The sequence below is a fragment of the Exiguobacterium sp. SH31 genome (genome assembly GCF_001816105.1).
Classification (GTDB): domain Bacteria; phylum Bacillota; class Bacilli; order Exiguobacteriales; family Exiguobacteriaceae; genus Exiguobacterium; species Exiguobacterium aurantiacum_A.
Window position 1 is genome coordinate 1 of sequence record NZ_LYTG01000008.1, and the last position, 20643, is coordinate 20643.

Genomic DNA, 20643 nt, shown 5'->3' on the forward strand with positions numbered 1-20643 from the left:
GCCCGAAATGATTTCAAGTTTCTCGCGCTCGGGCGATTTGAACGTATGCGACACTTTCATAGTCATCTTCCTTCCCCTTTTTCTCTGACGTATTGTATCATATCAACCGGGAAGTACCGCCGTGCTATCAAGTTTTCATTGATGATATAATAAGAAGAATGAGACAAGGAGTGATTGAGATGCCGAGACAGGATATGAACACAATCATGCTCGACTATATGAATGAGAAAGAGGACTATGAGGCATTCGCCGCCAAGCTGAAGTCGCTGCTGAGCGAACTGTTGGACGATGCCGGGATCCAGTTCCACTCGATCGTCGCCCGAGCGAAAGAAGCCGAGAGCCTATATGCGAAACTGTCCCGCAAGCCGTACCAGTACCGGTCGCTGCGTGACGTCCAAGATTTGGCCGGAATCCGGATCGTCACTTATTTTCATGATGACGTCCGCGCCGTCGCCCACATTCTTGAAGAAGAGTTTCGAATCGACCGCGAGCAGTCGATCGACAAGTCGACGTTGCTCGACCCGAACGAGTTCGGATACCTGTCCGTCCATTACGTCGTCGGATTGAGCGATAAACGGCTCGCCCTCGGTGAATACCGACGTTTCGAGGAGAAAGAGGCCGAGATCCAAGTCCGCTCGATCCTCCAGCACGCCTGGGCCGAGATCGAGCACGATTTAGGTTATAAGAACCCGAACGCGGTCCCACCAGAGATTAAGCGCAGCTTCAGCCGTGTCGCCGGACTGCTCGAGATCGCGGACTCGGAGTTCGTCAATATTCGCAAACAGTTGCGCACGTTCGAACAAGAGACGGTCGAACGGATCGTCGAGTCACCGGAGAAAGTCACGATCACCCGCGATAACTTGAACTACTATATCGCCAACGACGTCACCGTCGAGAAGCTTGATAACGCCATCTTCCAAAGCGACTGGCTACTCGAGACCGACTTGTCGACCATCGTCGAGCTGACGCGCATGTTCCATTATGCCGAGATCCGAACGTTCCAAGATTTGAGGGATACGCTCGATCGTTACTTCAATCGAGCCGTTCAATGTGCGACGCTACTGCCGTCCTCGTTGCTGCCGCGTCAAGGGATGGGTGTCGTCTATGCCGTTCTCGCCAAACTGCTCGCGGAAGGCGATGATCAACAGATTGAATTCTTCTTCCGTCGGTTTTATCCGGACTTGAAGCATTACGACGAAATCATTCAAGAATTGCGTATCCACGAAGACCCATCATAACTTTACAGACTTCATGTTTTTGTTGTAGAATGTTTTTATGTACTGAAATATATGCAAATAATGATTTTTTATAGAAGGGACTTTCGAGGATGACAACACCTGTACACACGGCATCCCGTCGCCAGCTCGTCGCAGACGCTGAGCGTGGGATTCGCATGAACTACCGCGGAGTGAAAAAGAACCTCCGCTCGATGTTTTCGCAATACTTGACGCGTAACGAATTCTTCATCCTCCGATCGCTCTGTCAAAATAGTCCACAAATCGCCTCGGCTTTGTCGAATGAGTTTCAATTCTCGGCCTCGATGATCACGGCCCTTGCTGATGAGTTGACGAAAAAAGGCTTGATCTCGCGCGAACGCAGCGATCGCGACCGTCGTGTCGTCGAACTTCAAGCGACAGAGGAAGGCCGTGTCTTGTTCGAAACGCTCGAACACATGAAAATCGAGTACTTGATGGACGTGTTCGGCGATTTTTCGGACGAAGAATTGGTCCTTCTCTCGAAGTTGCTCGACCGCATGGACGCCTAAGGCGAACCAGACTTTATAGTGAATACGACTTAAAACAAGCAACAGGTCCCGAATCATCGGGACCTGTTGCTTGTTTTAGATATCCGATTCATTCACCTAGCCGCGCCTGATCGGCTGCCTGTTCACGCGCCCTCATCTTTTCATTCCATCTTCGGTGCTCTTCAAAAAACAAGTCTTGCTCGTTATGGAGACGCATTTCTCTCATTTTCTTACTCAGTTCCCGTTTCTCTTTCACTGAGTCACGACCTAACACGAACTGCCAAGTCAAATATATGCCGATCGCAAGTAAGAAACTGCCGCTGCCGCTCCCCGTGCTTTCATAACCGATTAACCAGAAAATAATAAATAGCCCTGTATTTGCGATGTGTTTTCTTTTGAGCACGCTTAGTTAAGTCTCCCATCAACTTCTTCAATCAATTGTCCGACAGTTTATTAAACATTAAAAAGCTCGGGATGACAACCATCCCGAGCAGAGAGCATTTTATGCTTTAACAATCGCCGTGACGACGATCCGGTCTCGATACCCATGCTCTGGGTCGTAAGGACCCGCACACGTGATGAGTTGAAGACGAACCGATTGTGTCGCCGCGAAAATCGAGGCGAGAGGAACATCTTCGACCCGGTACCGTTCGACTGACACGACCTCATATTCGATCACTTGCTTGTTACGCTGGAGGGTCACCTGCTCTCCAAGTCGTATCTGATCAAGATTAGCGAAAATGGCCGGGCCTTGTAAATCATCTAAATGTCCGGATAAGACGACGTTGCCTTTCGCTCCTGCTTTCGCCCCGTGACGATACCAGCCGACCTCGTCTGCTTCAGTCGGTGTGTCCATCCGGTCGTATCGGTCTTTACCGACCGGCTGGATGACAGTATCGACGTCAATAGACGGAATCTTCAGTCGTTTCGGAACGAACGTCTCGGTGTGAAAGGACTGACGATCGATTTCAGTGACGGCCAACACGAGCGGGTCTGCGAATCCGACAGTTGAAAGTTTCGCATCCATGTCCGGGGCGTCCGCTACTGGTGCTACCATGAGGAACGAGAACGTTCCGATCAAAAGTAGCTTAAGCGTCTTGTTTCTGACGACGAAACACGTAGAAGCCAGCTGCTGCTGCACCAAGTACTGCTGCTGCGAACAACCAGTTCATTGAAGCTGTCTGAGCGAGACCACCTTGACCTGTCTCAGGAGCTCCGGCCATTTCTCCACCATCAGCTGCGAGGAGTACTTCGAAAGCAGGCTCCCCTTCAAGAAGTCCGATTGCGAATGCCGTATAGTTTTTACCGCCTTCGAGGGCGACGCCATCAAGTGCTTTTACGACGTCAGTCGCGCCAGCTGGGCGAACTTCAAGATCGTACGTTCCAGCATCGAGTGTACCGTAATCACTGACTGCTTTGAACTCGAGGTTTGAGAAGAGTGGATCTCCACCTTTTGGAGCTACATCGACTGCAGGTGCGTCAGGTGCAAAGTGAGCGACGCGGACTTTTGATTTGCCTTCTTCAAAGTTGGCGTCATCTTCCATCGCTGCGATCTCGATGTTTGCAAGTTGACCAATCGCTGCCGCTGTGTAGAATTTACCAGCTTCGATTGAAAGGTCGGCTGCGACGACGACTGTCTCAGTGTCGCCTGCTGGTTTGATTTCGACGTTGTAGTCACCAGCCGGTAGTGTCAAGTAATCCGTAAGCGCTTTGAACTCTGCGCCTTCGACTGCGACTTCACCGTTGACATAGACGTCCACCGCAGGGGCGTCAGGCGAAGCGTGGAGCACACGGACCATCGCGTTCTCGTGTCCATCTGCACTGACTGGCAGGATGAACGCGAACGCTAGAGCAAGTGTACCAAGTAAAGACATCAATTTCTTCATGTGAAATTTCCTCCTTTTTTGCTTGGGTTGACCGATCGACTGCATACGACAAGTTTGATGCGATGCTGCATAGTGTGCTACATCTGATTGCTATGTAGCTGGTGACATCTTAAACTTAAGACAACAGGACGACGGCGTAAAGATGACGGTGTGCTTTGAATATGCCGTTCGGCACATTTGGCTGTTACCGTTTTCTTTACATAGTCTTCCTTCCCGTTTCCATAAATTTAAAAACCCCGTAACATGTCGTTACGGGGTTGAATGTGCTCGAGCCCATTCGATATCGTTGACGAAAACCGCATCGACACCGAGCCGTTGGAACCGTTTCAGCTGTTCGATCGTCTTGACCGTGTACGGACGGACCTTGACACCGTTCTGTTGAATGAGCTTGATCTCGTCATCGGTCATCGTTCGGACACTTGGATGCACGCCTGTCGCCCCGAGCTCGTTCAAGTAACCTGCCAAGTCGAACAGCGGTTGGGCGATGAGCGCGGCAAACTCGTACTCGGGAGCTAACCGCTTCAACCGGTAGAGCGTCTCATGATTGAAGGAAGAGAACAGGACGCGGTCGGCCGGGAATCGATGGGCTCGCAGCGTCTCGACGAGCCGGTCTTCGATCCCCTCGTACCGGTCGATGTCGGTCTTCACTTCAAGGTTGAGACAGACGCCCGTTCCTTTTACTAAGTTTAACAGATCGTCTAGTGACGGGATGCGCTCCTCGAGGTCGAATAAGACACCGGCGTTATATCGTCCGAGCTCGGACAACGTCATCTCGGCAATACGGCCCGACCCGTCTGTCGTCCGGTCGATCGTCTCATCGTGAATCAAGACGAGGCGACCGTCTTTCGTCAAATGGACGTCCGTTTCAATCCCGTCGGCATGGGCGGCGAGCGCTGCGCGAAACGCCGCCATCGTGTTCTCCGGGAATTGGTTCATCACCCCGCGGTGCGCGAATAGCTTCATCTGAAGACTCCTTACCCGGTGACGTATTTTTTCGTCAAATAGCGGACGAGCGGACGTACCGAGATATCGCCTCCGGTCACTTGCTTGATCAGCTCGTTCGGGGTGAGCGACTTACCGTGGCGATGGACGTTCGTCTCGAGCCACTGTTTGATCGGACCGAACTCGCCTTCATGCACTAACGTCTCAAAGTCGGAGCGCTCCGATTTGAGCGTCTCGGTCAACTGCGCCGCATAAATCAATCCGAGCGCATAGCTTGGGAAGTAGCCGAACGACCCGCCGGCCCAATGGACGTCTTGCAATACGCCTTTCGCATCATTCGGCACCTCGACGCCTAAGTACTCTCGATATTTCTCGTTCCAAGCGCTCGGCAGCTCGGCGACGGTCAAATCGCCTTGGATGAGTGCCTTCTCAAGCTCGTAGCGGATGATGATATGGAGGCTATACGTCAGTTCATCCGCCTCGATCCGGATGAGCGATGGCTTCGCCTCGTTCACGCCCGCATAGAACGTATCGAAGTCGATATCTTGAAACGCCGGATGTCGTTCTTGTAGCCGTGGATAGACGCTACGTAAAAACGCCTCGCTGCGCCCGACGAAGTTTTCAAAGAAGAGCGACTGTGACTCGTGGATACCCATCGATGCCCCTCCCCCGAGTCCGATCTCGTCGAGCGCCTCGTCGATCTGTTGCTCGTACGTCGCGTGGCCCGCCTCGTGCATCGTCCCGAATAGGGCGTTGCGGAAGTCCGACTCATCATACTTCGTCGTGATCCGCACGTCGCGGCGGTTGATCGTGATCTCGAACGGATGCACGGTCGCGTCGAGACGACCGCGGGACAAGTCATAATCGACGACCCGCATCCAATCGTGACAGATCTGTTCTTGCACCGCCGCCTCCATCGACCAGTCGAGTTCATGCTTGCTCGACTTCAATTGACGGATCAACGGGACGAGCTCGTCCCGTAACGTCTGGAACAATTCGTCGAGTTGTTCGACGGTCATACCCGGTTCGTAATCATAGAGCAACGCATCGTACGGATGCGTCTCATATCCGAAATAATCGGCGAACTTACGCTGGAACGCGACGATTTTTTCTAAATACGGAGCGAATGTGCCCCAATCGTTCTTGTCTTTCGCCTTTTCCCATGCCGTCTCGGCTTCAGAGACAAGTGTCACGTAGGCCTGATACTCCGCCGGAGGGATCTTGGCGTTCCGTTCATATTGCGTCTTCGCCACGGCGACCGAGCGGACCTCGGTCGGTGTCAACTCTTCGGTCGCTGTCATCTCGGCGAGCAGTTCCGCGAACGAATCGCTCGTCTGACGTTTGAACGCCTCTGTCGACAAGTAACCGATCGTCTCGGCACGAAGCGGGGCCGACTGTTCCGGCATCTGTGTCCGCATGTCCCAATATAGTAGCGAGATCGCCTCATCGAACGCACGTAACTGTTTGAAATGTTCACGCCATTGCTTTGTAATTTCCATCTGATTCCCACCCCTATGACAGTTGTTTCCTTACCTCTCTACTTTAATCGATGTGACGAAAAATGCCTATTCTTTCGACACATCCGCTTTTTGCTCGTAGTGGAGCGGCTTCGTCGCCGGACCTTCAAGGACGTTCCCTTGCGTGTCAAATCGTGATCCATGGCATGGACAGTCCCAAGACCGCTCCGCGTTGTTCCAATTGACGCTGCAACCCATGTGCGTGCAACGGGTCGATACGAGATGACAGTTGTTGTCGAGATCCCGATAAGCGCCGACTTTCTTGCCATCGACGTGAACGACCCCACCTTCGTCGAGTTGGAGGTCATTGAGCGAGCCCGGCTTCTCGAGCGTTCCTTTGACGAATTGGGCAGCCGTGTCCATATTCGTCTTCAAAAACTGACCGACATCCGCCGGTTTGAACTTCGAACGGAGCGGATCCAACAGTTCGGTAAACCGGTTCTTGTGACCAGTCAACAGGTCGGCGAGCAACAGCCCGGAAGCGATCCCGTTCGTCATCCCCCATTTGGCGAATCCGGTAGCAACGAAGACGTCCGGTTCACGACTGAACATTTGACCGACGTAAGGAAGATGGTCCAACGTGATCAAGTCTTGGGACGACCAACGGAAACTTGATTTTTTAGCGCGGAACGCCTCATTCGCGAACTGCTCCAACCGGTCGTAGCGCGTCCGCGTCTCCGTCACATGACCGCTCAGATGTCCCTCCCCTCCGACGAGGACGTACGAGCGATCGCCGTCATCGAACGTCCGGAACGAGCGGCTCGCCGAATCGACGCTCAAATACATGCCGTCCGGCACGCGATCGTTCGTCTCGCAAGCGACGATGTAGGACCGTTCGACCTCAAATTTCGAGAAGTATAGTCCACGGATGTCGTTGAACGGATAATGCGTCGCGACCACGACTTGATCGGCTTGGACACGGCGCCCGGTCGATGTTGTGACGATCGGACGCGGGCTTTGGCTGATCTCCGTCGCCCGTGTTTTCTCATAAAGCTTTCCGCCCGCTTCGACAAAACGACGTGCCAGTTCGTTCAAATATTTCACCGGATGAATCTGGGCTTGGTCGCGGATGACGGCTGCTTGTTGTACAGGAATGGAAAGACGGCGTTGACCTCGTTCGTCGCATCCCCGCCATTCAACCCGATTTTTTGATACGCCTCGATTTCGGAGGCGAGCTGACTCGAACTGTCGATCGTATACAGATATGAATCTTTCACTTCGTAATCGATGTCGAATCCGGTTTCGACTTGACGTTTTAAATAGTCGAGCGCCTCATCGTTGAACTCATAGTAAAGACGTGCCGTCTCTTCATTGAACGTCTGCATCAATTTCGAATAGATGGCACCATGCTGGACGGAACATTTGGCCGTCGTATGCCCGGTCGTGCCGCGGCCGACTTCCGTCGCTTCGAGCAGAACGACCTGCTTGCCCCGGTTTTGAAGCTCATAGGCGGTGACGAGTCCGGCGATCCCCGCCCCGATGACGACGATGTCACAAGAAACGGAACTCTCGAGTCGTGGATACTGTAGGGTGCGATCGTGTTGTCGCCACAATGAATTCGTGAATGGATAGCGATGCATGATGATACCTCCTTTAGGAATGAACGTGTCTGCTTATGTGTATACCCATTCCCTTCTGTTTCATCACTCGATAAATATTGACCTGTTTCTCGATTTTGAAGACGATTTCATTGCCCGGCATCCATTATGGTAGAAAAGTAAACTATGAAGGAGCGATCGCAAAGTGAAACATACCCGTAGACATCGTAGACAGACCTATATAATGAGACGCTTGACCGTCGGTTTGATGCTCATCGGCTTGATCGTCATCATTCCGACACTCATCGGCTTCAAACAAGAAACGCCGATGAAACCTGGTCCGAAGGCGCCGATGACAGTGACAGTGCCGGTCAAACAAGGACCGACTTTCCCGAACATCCCGATGCAAGAATGGACCGAAAGTTCAACCTTGACCGTCGACCCGGAACAGATTCTTGTCGGGGCGATGACGTTCGTTGATTTGACGGACGGTGTCGTCTTGTTGGACAAACACGGGGAGGAACGTGTATACCCGGCCAGTACGACCAAGCTGATGACGGCATTGCTCGCCTACGAGAAAGCGGCGGTGTCCGGCGAACTGGACCGCCCCGTCGTCGAGGTTCTCGCAACGACGCTCGACATCCCCTGGGACAGTCACATCGTCCATCTTGCCGTCGGCGACCGCCTGACCGTCCGCCAAGCGCTCTACGCGACACTGCTCGAATCAGGCAACGATGCCGCCAATAGCTTGGCGGAGTATGTGAGCGGCTCGACGGCAGAATTCGTTGAACTGATGAATGAACGGGCTCGCGTCTTAGGCTTGACTGGAACGAACTTCAAAAATGCCCACGGCTATTCGGACCCCGACCACTATACGACGGCACGCGACATGGCTAAAATCACTTATGCGTTCGGGACGTATCCCGAACTCGTCGAAATCGCCGGAACATATGAATACGAGGCGAAGTTCGAAGACAAAGATGGATTGATGAAGCGACGGTGGTGGTATCACCTCGGGTCGGCGATCAACAGCCGCAGCATCCACTACTCGGACCTCGTCAAGGCGACGAAGACCGGTTATACCGACGAATCGGGCTACACGATGGTGTTTTTGATGGAGCATGAAGGCAAGCAGTACGCGCTCGTGACGATGCAGGCACGTTCCGGACAGACGTTCCCGACGATGCGGCTCGTCGAACAACTCGCATTCGGACGTCAGGCTGAATAAACGTTACATATAAAGAAGACCTGAACTGATCGGTTCAGGTCTTCTTTATGGCATATTCGTCTTAAAACAGTCACTTATGTTACAAGGAGATTACAGAGGCGTTGCCTCAATATTTCTAATTGTCACAATATTTAAACTTTTAGGGTGAAAAATAGCCTGTTTATCCGTTGGTATAATAGGCTTTAGAGCCGTTTTTATGAAAAGATGACAGTTTGCAATCATTCTGAAGGTCCGTTAAGGTTAGTGACAAGTTCGTAAAATCAGTTGGGTTCGTCATCTTTATGGGAGACTTCCCACATTTCAAACCAAAACTGTTGAACAACATTGAAAGCGTACAGGAGGTAATCAAATGTTATGGCAAGAATGGGTATCCATCGCGCTTTACCTCGTGATGATGCTAACGATCGGTTACGTCGCTTATAAGCGAACGACCGACTCATCAGATTATATGTTAGGCGGCCGCAAAATGGGGCCGGGTGTTACCGCCATGTCAGCCGGAGCTTCGGATATGAGTGGTTGGATGTTAATGGGTCTTCCGGGGGCAATGTATGCCACAGGATTATCAGCGATTTGGTTAGCCGTTGGATTGGTCATCGGAGCTTACTTGAACTACTTGTTAGTCGCTCCCCGTCTACGTGTCTTCACGGAGATGGCAAATGACTCGATCACGATTCCTGACTTTTTAGAGAATCGGTTCCGAGATCACTCGAACTGGCTACGGATCCTGTCAGCGTCCGTTATCATCATCTTCTTCACGTTCTATACGTCAGCTGGACTTGTGTCCGGCGGGAAGTTGTTTGAAAGCTCGTTCGGGATCAACTATCAGACTGGTGTCATCGCCACGATCAGCGTCGTCATTCTTTACACGCTCTTCGGTGGGTTCACTGCTGTTAGTTGGACAGACTTCGCACAAGGAATTATCATGTTCATCGCACTCGTACTCGTACCGGTCGTCGCTTTGACAGACGTCGGTGGGATGTCGAACGCCGTCAACACAGCGACAGCGATCAACACCGACCTGTTCGACTTGTTTAAAGGGACGACAACGCTAGGGATCATCGGTCTCCTCGCTTGGGGACTCGGTTACTTCGGTCAACCGCACATCATCGTTCGCTTTATGGCGATCAGAGATGTAAAATCATTGAAAGCGGCACGTCGGATCGGTATGGGCTGGATGACCGTCTCGATCATCGGTGCGGTCATGACCGGCCTCGTCGGTATCGCCTACTTCCGTGGTCAAGGCAATCCGCTAGCAGACCCGGAGACGGTGTTCATCCGTTTCTCTGACGTCTTGTTCCACCCGTTCATCACCGGATTCTTGCTCGCAGCGATCCTCGCAGCCGTCATGTCGACTGTATCGTCGCAATTGCTCGTCACGTCGTCGGCGTTGACTGAAGACTTCTATCGTAAGTTCTTCAACAAAGATGCAAGCGATAAAACGATGGTACTCGCCGGTCGAATCGGCGTATTGACGGTCGGTGTCGTGGCGACACTCATTTCGCTCAGCCCATCGAACACGATCTTGACGCTCGTCGGTTATGCTTGGGCCGGATTCGGCTCGGCCTTCGGTCCAACGATCCTCTTGTCGCTCTATTGGACGAAGATGACGCGCCAAGGCGCACTCGCCGGTATTCTCGTCGGTGCCATCACGGTCATCCTTTGGATCATCACGGGACTCTCGAGCGTCATCTATGAGATGGTGCCAGGCTTCTTCTTGAGTATGCTTGCCATCGTTCTCGTCAGCACGTTCACGAGCCAACGCGAACAAAAACGGATCAACCGTGAGTTCAGTGAAATGGAAACAGAACTTGCTGCCGCTAGAAAAGATTAAGTCATACAAAACGCTCGACCCAATTCACGGGTCGAGCGTTTATTTGTTGGTTGTACTTCTTTAGTACATCGTCCCCGCCATCACCCAAAGTTGGAGGAAGAACGTGATGAGAACGAGTGCGAGCATGGCATTTCTCATCCATCGATTTCGGTTCCAATAATACGCCATTAAGACGAACGGATGAAGCGCGGTCAATTCATACGGATTGAACCAAAACCAAGTGAGGATCAAGACGAGCAGGAAGTAGAGCACCGATTTCTGTTTCGTGGCACGATACTCCCGCCACATGTCGTAAGCCCCTTTAAAAAAAGCGACGAACGTGACAACCCAAAACACGATAACAATTATATTATTCAATCACCTTACCACCTTCATGAGACGTTTTCGAAATAGAAGCCACCCCAGTAAATATGTCGATACGTGAACTCCTTACCGCTCTCGGCCGTGATCACGATCTCATCTTCGGTCAAGACGAGCACGTGAACGGGGATCTCACCTTCCCGCAGCATCGGGCTGAACAGTTGGAACTGCTTGTTCAACCACTTCCGTTCCGTGAAGTCACGATAGTGGTGCAGTGCCAACGACGGGTGGACCAAGAACACTCCGACGATCAAAGCGATGGCACCAGGAGAAGCGGAGAGCTCAATCAGTAAAAACAGAACGAGCACGAGCGACAAGACCGCATAGCCAAATTCTAACAGCTCCATCAAGGAAGCCCGGCTGGCGACCACGTATTGGATGACACGAAACGTGACGTACAGCAGGATGCTGACCATCAAGTATTGCGAAAATGGAGCGGTGCTCATTGAGATGTCCAAATAAAAGAGTACCGGTAATAACATGACCCACTTCCATAATTGTAAGGCGAGGTAAAACAATGTTTGATCGATGAAACGACGATTGTGTACGAGCCGTTGCATATCCATGTTTCCCACCTCCGATTAAAAGATGTGTCTTAACGGTATCATTCCCTCAATTGTTGAATGATAACAAGCATTTGCAGGTCAATCGGAAATTTCTTTTCGTTCAATGAGCGTCGCGTTCAATAGCCCTCCAAGGAGGATGACGGAAGCCGCCAAATAAAACCAAACCAACAAGATAATAAACGCACCCAGCTGACCGTAAAACTGTTCGTAGTTGGCATATTGAGAATAGTAGCTGAAGACGTTGGAAACTGTCAATATGCCGATAGTAGCGAGTGTTGCTCCAGCCCAACTGTCACGGAACGTCCCGCGATGGCTCGGCAGCCATTTGTAGACGAGCAGGAAGACACCAAACATGACGAGCGTCCCGACGACCCAGCGGAAGTAAAACCATATTTGTGCATATCCCGCGACGATGTCGTCGACAAAGATGATCCGTGTCGACAGTTCGCGCAGCGCGGTCTCGGCCACAGGGATGACCAATGAGAACGGCAGAACGAACATAAGTGCAAGCGTGACGGCGATGTCCTGGAGAGCCCCTCTGAAGAACGACTTGTTACGGACGAGCCGATACGCATCATTCAATGACCGGACGAGCGACTGGACCGCCATCGACGAAATCCATAGCGCCGGCAAAATGCTGAGCGACGCCAGACGTAGCCTCGAGTCGTCAAATATCGCCTCGATGTTCCCTTCTAGCAGTCGATAGCTCGCTTCCGGCATGACTAGGGATAGCGCCGAGATGACGTCACCGCTCGTGAACGGGAGCCATCCAACAATGCCGAGGACGAACAGTAAGAACGGAAACGTCGACAAGATGAAATAATAAGCCAACATCGCGGCTTGGTCGAAAAAACGTTCGGCAAAAAAGCGCTTGAATAAAACTTTAAACGTCTGTATCATGCTGTCTACTCTTTTCTTAATTTATTTTTTTATAAATACGGTATGTGAAATAATAATATTGTTGCTTGAAAGGCAAGAATACGACAGTCGTTGCCTATTCTTGCCTCGTCCTTAACTGATGTGTTCTTGCTTCGATTCCCACGCCTCGAGATGTTCCTTGCCCGGCAGGTCGACGTCATCGCGCGAGAACACCGGATCCCGTCCGGACCGTTTTTGGGCGACGTAATCGTCGAGCAACAACTTCGCAACTTTGCTGAGACGGAAGATGGCGTACATGTTGACGAGCGCCATCAACCCCATGAAGATGTCGGCGATCGACCAGACGAGACCGGCCGAACGGACCGAACCGAACATGATCATCCCTAGCACGGCGATGCGATAGATGACGATATACACTTTCCGTTCCGAGATGAACTCGATGTTCGTCTCTCCGTAGTAATAATTCGCTAAAATCGAGCTGAAGGCGAACAACAGGATGGCGATCGTCATGAGCGTCGTCGCGACCGGTCCGATCTCCGTCAGTAGCGCCTCTTGCGCGAGCTCGATGCCTTGGAAGTCTTCAGAACCGGGAACCCCGGAGATCAAGACGATCATCGCGGTCGCCGTACAGATGAACAGCGTATCGACGAAGACACTGAGCGATTGGATCAACCCTTGCTTCACCGGGTGGCTGACCTCGGCGGTCGCGGCGGCGTTCGGCGCCGACCCCATCCCCGCCTCGTTCGAGAACAAGCCGCGCCGTATGCCTTGAAGCACCATCGCTCCGACGGCCCCGCCGAACAATTCTTGGAATCCGAGCACACCTTCTGAGAAGATGGCCGAGAACACGGCCGGAACGACGTCGAGATTCGTCAGCACGACCCAGAGCGCTAGCAAGATATATCCACCCGCCATGATCGGGACGATGATCCCGGACAACGTCGAGATCGACCGGATCCCGCCGAAGATGACGATCCCCGTCGCAACGGCCAAGATAACACCAACCCAGACCGTATCGATGGCGAAGACGTTATTGACAGAAAGCGCGATCGTGTTCGCCTGCACGGAGTTAAAGGCAAAGCCAAACGCGAACGTGATGAGAATCGCAAAGACGATCCCGAGCCAACGTTGACCGAGCGCCCGCTCGATGTAATAGGCCGGTCCGCCGCGCCACGCCTTGCCGTCATGCACTTTGTACACTTGGGCGAGCGTGCTCTCAACGAAAGCCGAGGCCGAGCCGATCAAGGCGATGAGCCACATCCAAAACACGGCCCCAGGTCCCCCGAGCGCGATCGCGGTCGAGACGCCGGCGATATTCCCGGTACCGACCCGTGCCGCCGTCCCGATGGCGAACGCCTGGAACGAAGACACTTGCCCTTTCTCGTGTTTGATTCCTTTGACAAACAATAACTTGAACATTTCCGGCAACATTCTAAACTGCACGAATCCCATCCGGATCGTGAAGAAAATCCCACCGGCAATCAATACAAAAATAAGAACGTACGTCCATAACAGGTCGTTCGCTTGCATGACCAATTCGCGGACATCCACTGCGCATCCCCTCCTTTTATGGAGTTCTTACCCGGTCTAGCCCCGCCAAAAACGATTCCGTCACCGTGTTGCCGCGTCCAGTATTTGTTCACAAAGGGCATGGGTCGTCAAGCTGTCCTCGGCGCGAACACAACCGTTCGGCTCCCCGTTCAACAGTTTGAGAAACGCGTCGATCATCGTCGTAAAGCCGCGCCGTGTCAAATTCGACTCCCACGGGCTCAAGGCGCGCTCGAGCATGCCGTCGGGCATAAAGTCGTAGACGCGCTCGACGTCTCGAGAGACGCGTTTTAGACCAGGTGACATCACTTCCATCACTTCTTCGGTGCAGCCGTTGTCCCGGTTCATGATGCCGACCGCCTCGACGCCGCCGGCCGTGAAATTGATTTGGAGCTGCTTGAGCGTATCCCCTTCATAACGCGTCCGAACAGACAAGTCCTCGACCGGATTGAGACCGGTCAAGTAACGGAGCGTGTCGACGACGTGGACGAAGTCCTCGATGATGAACTCACGCAGCGTCGCCGGTTGATATGTACGATTCTTTTGGATCAAGACGAGGTTCGGGTTCTCGACTTCTTTGAGCGCCGCCGTCGCCGTCGCAAAACGACGGTTGAAGCCGGTGACGAGTTCGACCTCGTGCTCGTTTGCGAGCCGGACGAGACGTTCGGTCTCCTCGAGCGTGAACGTGACCGGTTTATCAATGAAGACGTGGACACCTTGACGGAGGACGTACTCGGCTTGTCCGGCATGCGCTGACGTCGTCGAATGGATCAACACCGCATCCATCTCACCGAGCGGGACGTCCTCAAGCGTTCTGAAGTGACCGCTGAATCGATATTGACAGACGAGTTGTTCCGCTTTCCCCTGATCCCGCGAGACAAGGTAAACGTCCACCCCGTCTAACCCGGCATAGACCGGTAAGTACGCTTTCTTGGCAACATCACCTAAACCAACAACGACTAATTTCATTTCAACATCACTCCTCTTTCGATTGACTGAACAAAACCCCAAAGCGTCGGCCCGGGGTCGATGGTTCATTTAATAGACCGCTAAAATTTCAAAACTCGTGATCGGCTTACGAATCGCATCCGATACGATTTGATAAAGATCAGCGAGTTGCTCGTTATCGTTCAAGTCCGGCGTTCGATCAAGCTCGACTTCACACGTTCGTGTCGTCTGCTCCTTGTCTTGAAACGCATATTCGATGGTGTACGACTGCATGGCACGTCTCCTCTCCACTATGTATACGTATGTATAACCTGTAACTGAACGATTGAAACGCTTCAAGCAGATCAAGTCAAATCGTTCAAGTTATATATATTCAGAAATCCTACAATTTCCAATCATAAGCCTTGTATAATCATTCAAAGATTCCTAGAATGAACAAGTATGTACCAAGTGATTAAAGGAGTTTTTAAATGAAAGCACGATTTACTTATTTAGCCTTACCTCTGGCGATGTTTCTACTGGCCGGATGTAGCACCGAAGAAGTGTCATCCCCTATCGATGATACGACTGAAGTGACCGATTCGCAAGAGGAATCGTCCGATGTACCCGATTCAACAGAGGAATCTGTCGAAGTGGTCGATTCACAAGAAGAATCCGCTGTCGAGACGGAAGCGGAGGAACAACAACCGACTAGCGATCGCTTCTCTGGTTATGAACGTGTCGAAGTCGACGGTGGTGATCTGTCCGGACATCGCGAGGCGAATGTTGTCGTCGACGTCGGTTTCGGAGACCGTGAGTATTGGGCGTTCACGAACGATCATGGGCAACTCGTGAAAGTGACAGCTGACGAGATCATTCTACAAGATGATGAGAACGAGGACGTCAACTCGTCAGGACGCTACTACTGGGACGAGGCGAAAGTCCCAGGCGTCGAACATAGCACGCTAGATGAAGGACATGTCATCGCCGATTCGCTCGGGGGCGTCTCTAACGCCTTTAATATCACCCCGCAAGACAGCACGCTCAATCGCCACGGGGATCAGGCTTACATGGAAAGCGTGATCCGTAGTGCAGGCGGAGCGACCGATTTCGAGGCCCGCATCACGTATCCGGATACCGAGACGCAAATCCCATCGAGCTATCAATACACGTACACGTTGAAAGGCAATGTCATCGTTGACACGTTCGACAACGTGAACCCAGACGAGGTCAATGCCGGCCTCGGTCTGACCGAAAGTGAACCAGAACCGGAGGCTGCTCCCGCTCCTGCTGCAGAGCCTGCTGGCGACGTATCAAGCGTCGATGCAAACGGGAACGGGCAAGTGACGATCCAGGAAGCGAAAGATGCGGGCTTCAGCATGCCGATCACGAGCGACCACTGGCTCTACCCGCATATGCGGGATAATGACGGGGATGGAATGGTCGGAGAATAACACGTAACCTCCCCGCGTGAGTCAACTTTTTTAACGCCGATTTCAGAGTATACGTGACGACGCTCTTTCTAGTTAAAGGAAGAGCGTTTCTTTTTGTTAAAACGATATTCGTATGTAGTTTTAAATTTGATATTGAACGACTGACATATTTCCCAAAGTAATATTATTTTGTCGAATGGTTTTCATTTGTAAATCAAGGAATGGAATAATCTTACATGATACAATCAGCAGATAGTTACATAAAAGTAATACGCATAGGTTCGAACAACATTGAAAAGTTCATGTCTCTGCTTGAGGTCAAACTCGATAGCGTACATGGGACATGAGAGATGAGAATTTGTGACTTCGTATACTATTTTAATTTATTTGAGAGGAGATGGAATGAATGGGTTGGTGGAAAGATATCATTAACGCTCGGCAGAACCGAGAGGAAGTCGAGCGTTTGACGAAAGAGATTGAACGAATTGAATTGACAAAGGAAGAGGTTCGATACATCGATCTCAAAAGAGAAATCGAAACCATAGAAAAGCATAATGAAATCAAACAAACTGAACTGCGCGACGAATTAGACAAGTTCAAAAAAAGTATCGAGAAAGAGCGCTCTTCTATTGAAAAAGAAATTGAGACACTCAAACGGACACGTGACCAGCTCGGACTAAGCATCAACGAGTATGAAGGCCGCTTGTCTGCACTCGAACATGGCTTATTCTCACCACCTCGTTACCTGACTGATGAAGATACTTCCGAGATGTTAAAGGCGAAGCTAGACGCGGTACGCTCGAAACAAAAGGTATTGATTAAGGAAAAACGTGCCACGACACATCCATCCGGATATACAGTCGACGGGGACAAGAAGAAAGGTAAAGAGTTCGTGAATGACACGATCAAGTTGATTTTACGAGCATTCAACAACGAATGCGACGTCATCATCGCCGGCGTGAAGCATACGAACCACGACCGGTCGATTGACAGGATCGCGAAGAGCTTCAAACAATTGAACTCGTTGACCGACATGCAGTCTGTATTCATGACGGACGAATATCTCAGACTGAAACTTCAAGAACTTCAAATCATGCATAGGTACCGCGTGAAGAAGCAAGAAGAGAAGGAAGAGCAGCAGGCCATCAAAGAGCAGATGCGAGAAGAAGCTCGTGTCTTGAAAGAAATCGAGGAGGCTCGTAAGAAAGTCGAGAAAGAAGAGAACCACTTCAAGGCAGCCCTACTCGCAGCACGCACCAAGATTGAGAATGCGAACGAATCTGAGCGCACGGCTCTCGAAGAGAAGATTGCCGAGCTCGAGGCCAAGCTAAAAGAAGTCGAGGAGATTAAAGGTGATATCGAGAATCGCGAGCGCAATACGCGGGCCGGTTACGTCTATGTCATCTCAAACATCGGATCATTCGGGGAGCATGTCTACAAGATCGGCATGACACGTCGTCTTGAGCCGCTCGATCGGATCCGTGAGCTCGGGAGTGCCTCAGTTCCGTTCACGTTCGACATCCATGCCATGATTTTCTCGGAGGATGCTCCAAATCTCGAGAACAAACTCCACAAACGGTTCGCCGACCGGCGCGTGAACCAAGTGAACTTCCGGAAGGAGTTCTTCAAGGTCAACATCGATGAGGTCGCAAACGTCATCAAGCAGGAATTCGACCAGACGCTTGAGATCACTATGCTCGCGCAGGCTGAAGAGTATAATCGAACGCTACAGATTTTGTCCGAAAGCGAAGCTGCAGCCTCTCACTAAAAGTAACGGAGACGGTATAAGTATTGGCCGGATGGGCTCAGGCGGCGAAGAACATATTCAGAGCTTCTTCTTCGCCCGTCTAGGCCTCAGAAAAAGACAAACGGCCGCCAGATGGCGACCGTTTGCGTTGCTCGTCCGCTGGCGCCCCGACTCCTGCAGGAAAGCGTGGGCGCCGGAAGGACGAGCGATATCAATCATGTTGGTCAACAAGCTAAAAACCGCTCTAGAGAGCGGTTTTCGTGTGTCTATGACAGAAAATAAAAATTGTGCAATTCATGTGCAATGACGACTTACTTACCTTCTGAAGTCGGCTCGACAGCACGTCTCGGCGGACGTTTGCCGAAGAATTGATAGTACTGCGTCTCGATATTCCCGTTATACAGCTTACGACGCTTCGTCGCCGGGCGGCCGTAGGCTTTCTCGAAGTCCTCGTAACTCGTCAACATATAGACGCTATAGCCCGGATATTTGGCATATTGCTGCCCGATCCGCTCGTACAGTTCGATGATCTCGTCTTCCGTCTGCAACCGCTCACCGTAAGGCGGGTTGCCGATGATGATCCCGTAATCCTCGGTCGGCTTGAGCGCCGCCGCATCGGTGTGGACGAACGTGATCGCGTCACGGACGTCGGCGAGGTCGGCGTTGTCTTTGGCGAGTTTGACCATGCGCGGGTCGAGGTCGATGCCGTAAATCTTGAGTGGCTTGTGCCACTCGGCTTTTTCGTTCGCTTCATTGATTGCCTCGTACCAAGATTTCTTCGGTACACATGGCCAATCTTGCGAACAGAATTCACGGTTTAATCCCGGTGCGATATTGCGACCGATGAGCGCGGCCTCGATCGCGAGCGTCCCAGAGCCTGTGAACACATCATAGAACGGCATGTCCGGCTTCCAGTTCGTCAGCTTGATCATCGCTGCGGCCATCGTTTCTTTGAGCGGTGCCTGCGAATGCAACTCACGGTAGCCGCGACGGTGGAGCGCGTCACCCGACGTGTCGATCGTGATCGTCGCCACGTCTTTCAGGAGCGCGACTTCAATTGGATAGATCGCACCCGTCTTCGGAAGCCATTCATCCGGTTTGTTGTAGCCGCGTTGCATCGCATCGACGATCGCTTTCTCGGTGATTTTTTGGCAGTCGCGGATCGAGAACAGTTGCGACTTGACCGAACGTCCGTCGACGGTGAAACGGGCGTCCCACGGCATCAGCTCCGTCCAAGGCAAGTCGACGACACCGTCGAATAGTTCCGTGAACGTCGTCGCCTTGAACTCGGCGACGACAAGTTTGACGCGGTCCGCCGTTCTGAGCCAAATGTTCAAACGGGGAATATCCTCCATCTCGGCGTCGATGTAGACGCGTCCATTCTCGATTTCACACGTGTAACCGAGGTCACGTACTTCTTTAGCGACGAGCGCCTCGATGCCCATCGCTGCAGTTGCGATCAGTTTTCGTTTTGCCATATGATCCCTGCTTTCCTAATTCGTAATTGTTAAGCGTAAAATGGTCAAGTAAAAAGGAGCTCAAGTAAGATTGCTTGAACTCCTTGTCAATGTAAGTTGAGACTATGCTGCCCTGTAAGCCATGTTCTGTACTCCGGTGCTCGTAGCGGTTTCCCTGGCACGATGGAGTGACAATCATCTATCTGCGCCGCTTGGCGCCTTCCGTCCCGTTCGATTCCAGTCAGGAAGTTCCCCTACCATAGTTTGGGTTTCTCGCTCGTGGGGTTTACCTCGTTCCACTCTGAACGTTTCCGAACAGACTCCGTCACTGTGGCACTTTCAAGAAGCTTGCACCGTATCCGAGGACTTAGGTGCTTCTTCTGCCGTCAACTTGCGTTGCCTACACTTATCTTTTCGTGTAGCACGATCACTACAGCCATCACAGGCTGTGCGAGCATGGACTTTCCTCAAGACTTGCGTCCCGCGATTGTCCAGACCTCATAGTCACTTTATTCATTGTAGCGGATATTGCCAAAGATGACAACTAAGAAGCCGAACTTGATTTTCATTGGCGTCAGCGCTAAAATAAGGCGTGTTCCATTGAACAAGGAGGGATTTTGATGCGTCAAGATGCAAAGAAAGGTTGGATCCAACGACTGACCTATGTGATCGAGATCGATGACATTAAAGCGCTCCACCCGAACAACGGCGTATTCGCCTTCTACCGTAAAAATCGACTCGTCCGAGGATTTGAGCCGTTTGACATTAAAGGACCGAATGAATTGTCTAAACGCGCTTATCACTTCGATCACCATAACTTGGCCCATTTACAGGAACGTTTTCCTGAATCGATTCCTTTATTCGACGCGTCGAAACAGACGCGACGCGTTTGGAGCGACGCCGTTCGCGTCGGTCTATGTGAAATCATCATCGACGGGAAGCTAAGTTTTGAACACATCGACGACAACGGCAACGTCTTAGAAGCGAATATCCGCTGGAGCGGTGAAGCTATCACAATCGATTAACGAATTAAAAACGCC

At 51.7% G+C, this 20643-nt stretch carries 20 protein-coding genes, 1 other RNA gene and 1 pseudogene; 7 read left to right on the forward strand and 15 right to left on the reverse strand.

The features are described from left to right. The first annotated feature begins 194 nt into the window (after positions 1-194). Both A6395_RS01285 and A6395_RS01290 read left to right on the forward strand, forming a co-directional pair. A complete protein-coding gene (locus A6395_RS01285) occupies positions 195-1238 on the forward strand; it encodes a GTP pyrophosphokinase (protein WP_252100493.1) in 1044 nt (347 codons plus the stop codon). An 89-nt stretch (positions 1239-1327) separates the two neighbouring features. Further along, on the forward strand, positions 1328-1765 hold the full coding sequence (locus tag A6395_RS01290) for a MarR family winged helix-turn-helix transcriptional regulator (RefSeq protein WP_071397555.1): 438 nt from the start codon (positions 1328-1330) through the stop codon (positions 1763-1765). A gap of 88 nt (positions 1766-1853) precedes the next feature. Here A6395_RS01290 and A6395_RS01295 read toward each other — a convergent pair whose 3' ends face one another. The 7 genes and pseudogenes from A6395_RS01295 to A6395_RS16245 all read right to left on the reverse strand — a co-directional run. Continuing rightward, entirely contained in the window at positions 1854-2147 is a 294-nt protein-coding gene (locus tag A6395_RS01295; protein WP_071397556.1) for a hypothetical protein, read from the reverse strand. Positions 2148-2246: 99 nt separating this feature from the next. Beyond that, on the reverse strand, positions 2247-2825 hold the full coding sequence (locus A6395_RS01300) for a class F sortase (protein ID WP_071397557.1): 579 nt from the start codon (positions 2823-2825) through the stop codon (positions 2247-2249). A gap of 7 nt (positions 2826-2832) precedes the next feature. Then, complete coding sequence (locus A6395_RS01305) at positions 2833-3630, reverse strand: DUF4397 domain-containing protein (protein ID WP_071397558.1); 798 nt, start codon at positions 3628-3630, stop codon at positions 2833-2835. 249 nt (positions 3631-3879) lie between these two features. Beyond that, complete coding sequence (locus A6395_RS01310) at positions 3880-4593, reverse strand: glycerophosphodiester phosphodiesterase (RefSeq protein WP_071397559.1); 714 nt, start codon at positions 4591-4593, stop codon at positions 3880-3882. An 11-nt stretch (positions 4594-4604) separates the two neighbouring features. Continuing rightward, complete coding sequence (locus A6395_RS01315) at positions 4605-6071, reverse strand: carboxypeptidase M32 (RefSeq protein ID WP_071397560.1); 1467 nt, start codon at positions 6069-6071, stop codon at positions 4605-4607. A 66-nt stretch (positions 6072-6137) separates the two neighbouring features. Next, positions 6138-6587, reverse strand: a complete 450-nt coding sequence (locus A6395_RS16240; protein WP_353647109.1) for a Rieske (2Fe-2S) protein — start codon at positions 6585-6587, stop codon at positions 6138-6140. Between the two features lie 18 nt (positions 6588-6605). After that, positions 6606-7669 (reverse strand): annotated as a pseudogene (locus A6395_RS16245) (NAD(P)/FAD-dependent oxidoreductase); the annotation flags it as partial. Positions 7670-7871: 202 nt separating this feature from the next. On the opposite strand from A6395_RS16245, the gene A6395_RS01325 reads away from it, so the two are divergent. Further along, complete coding sequence (locus A6395_RS01325; RefSeq protein ID WP_071397561.1) at positions 7872-8855, forward strand: D-alanyl-D-alanine carboxypeptidase family protein; 984 nt, start codon at positions 7872-7874, stop codon at positions 8853-8855. Positions 8856-9204: 349 nt separating this feature from the next. After that, entirely contained in the window at positions 9205-10686 is a 1482-nt protein-coding gene (gene putP / locus A6395_RS01330; protein WP_071397562.1) for a sodium/proline symporter PutP, read from the forward strand. Positions 10687-10746: 60 nt separating this feature from the next. Here putP and A6395_RS01335 read toward each other — a convergent pair whose 3' ends face one another. The 6 genes from A6395_RS01335 to A6395_RS01360 form a co-directional block, all read right to left on the reverse strand. Next, complete coding sequence (locus tag A6395_RS01335) at positions 10747-11043, reverse strand: hypothetical protein (protein WP_233589546.1); 297 nt, start codon at positions 11041-11043, stop codon at positions 10747-10749. A gap of 14 nt (positions 11044-11057) precedes the next feature. Next, a complete protein-coding gene (locus A6395_RS01340; RefSeq protein WP_071397563.1) occupies positions 11058-11612 on the reverse strand; it encodes a hypothetical protein in 555 nt (184 codons plus the stop codon). Positions 11613-11690: 78 nt separating this feature from the next. Continuing rightward, the gene (locus tag A6395_RS01345; RefSeq protein WP_071397564.1) at positions 11691-12512 is read right to left on the reverse strand and encodes a YihY/virulence factor BrkB family protein; all 822 of its coding nucleotides are present in this window, start codon (positions 12510-12512) and stop codon (positions 11691-11693) included. Between the two features lie 111 nt (positions 12513-12623). Continuing rightward, on the reverse strand, positions 12624-14042 hold the full coding sequence (locus A6395_RS01350) for an alanine/glycine:cation symporter family protein (RefSeq protein WP_216820983.1): 1419 nt from the start codon (positions 14040-14042) through the stop codon (positions 12624-12626). Between the two features lie 60 nt (positions 14043-14102). Next, complete coding sequence (locus tag A6395_RS01355; RefSeq protein ID WP_071397565.1) at positions 14103-15008, reverse strand: Gfo/Idh/MocA family protein; 906 nt, start codon at positions 15006-15008, stop codon at positions 14103-14105. A gap of 69 nt (positions 15009-15077) precedes the next feature. After that, a complete protein-coding gene (locus A6395_RS01360; RefSeq protein ID WP_071397566.1) occupies positions 15078-15260 on the reverse strand; it encodes a hypothetical protein in 183 nt (60 codons plus the stop codon). A 197-nt stretch (positions 15261-15457) separates the two neighbouring features. Between A6395_RS01360 and A6395_RS01365 the strand changes: the two genes are divergently transcribed. Beyond that, the gene (locus tag A6395_RS01365) at positions 15458-16420 is read left to right on the forward strand and encodes a DNA/RNA non-specific endonuclease (RefSeq protein ID WP_071397567.1); all 963 of its coding nucleotides are present in this window, start codon (positions 15458-15460) and stop codon (positions 16418-16420) included. Positions 16421-16805: 385 nt separating this feature from the next. After that, entirely contained in the window at positions 16806-18167 is a 1362-nt protein-coding gene (locus A6395_RS01370; protein WP_071397568.1) for an SNIPE associated domain-containing protein, read from the forward strand. Positions 18168-18457: 290 nt separating this feature from the next. Here the strand turns inward: A6395_RS01370 and A6395_RS01375 are convergent, their stop codons facing one another. Together A6395_RS01375 and rnpB are read right to left on the reverse strand one after the other, a co-directional pair. Beyond that, a complete protein-coding gene (locus A6395_RS01375) occupies positions 18458-19624 on the reverse strand; it encodes a THUMP domain-containing class I SAM-dependent RNA methyltransferase (protein ID WP_071397569.1) in 1167 nt (388 codons plus the stop codon). 110 nt (positions 19625-19734) lie between these two features. After that, an RNA gene (gene rnpB, locus A6395_RS01380) (RNase P RNA component class B) lies at positions 19735-20102 on the reverse strand. 121 nt (positions 20103-20223) lie between these two features. On the opposite strand from rnpB, the gene A6395_RS01385 reads away from it, so the two are divergent. After that, a complete protein-coding gene (locus tag A6395_RS01385; protein WP_070327210.1) occupies positions 20224-20628 on the forward strand; it encodes a hypothetical protein in 405 nt (134 codons plus the stop codon). The last annotated feature ends 15 nt before the right edge of the window (positions 20629-20643 follow it).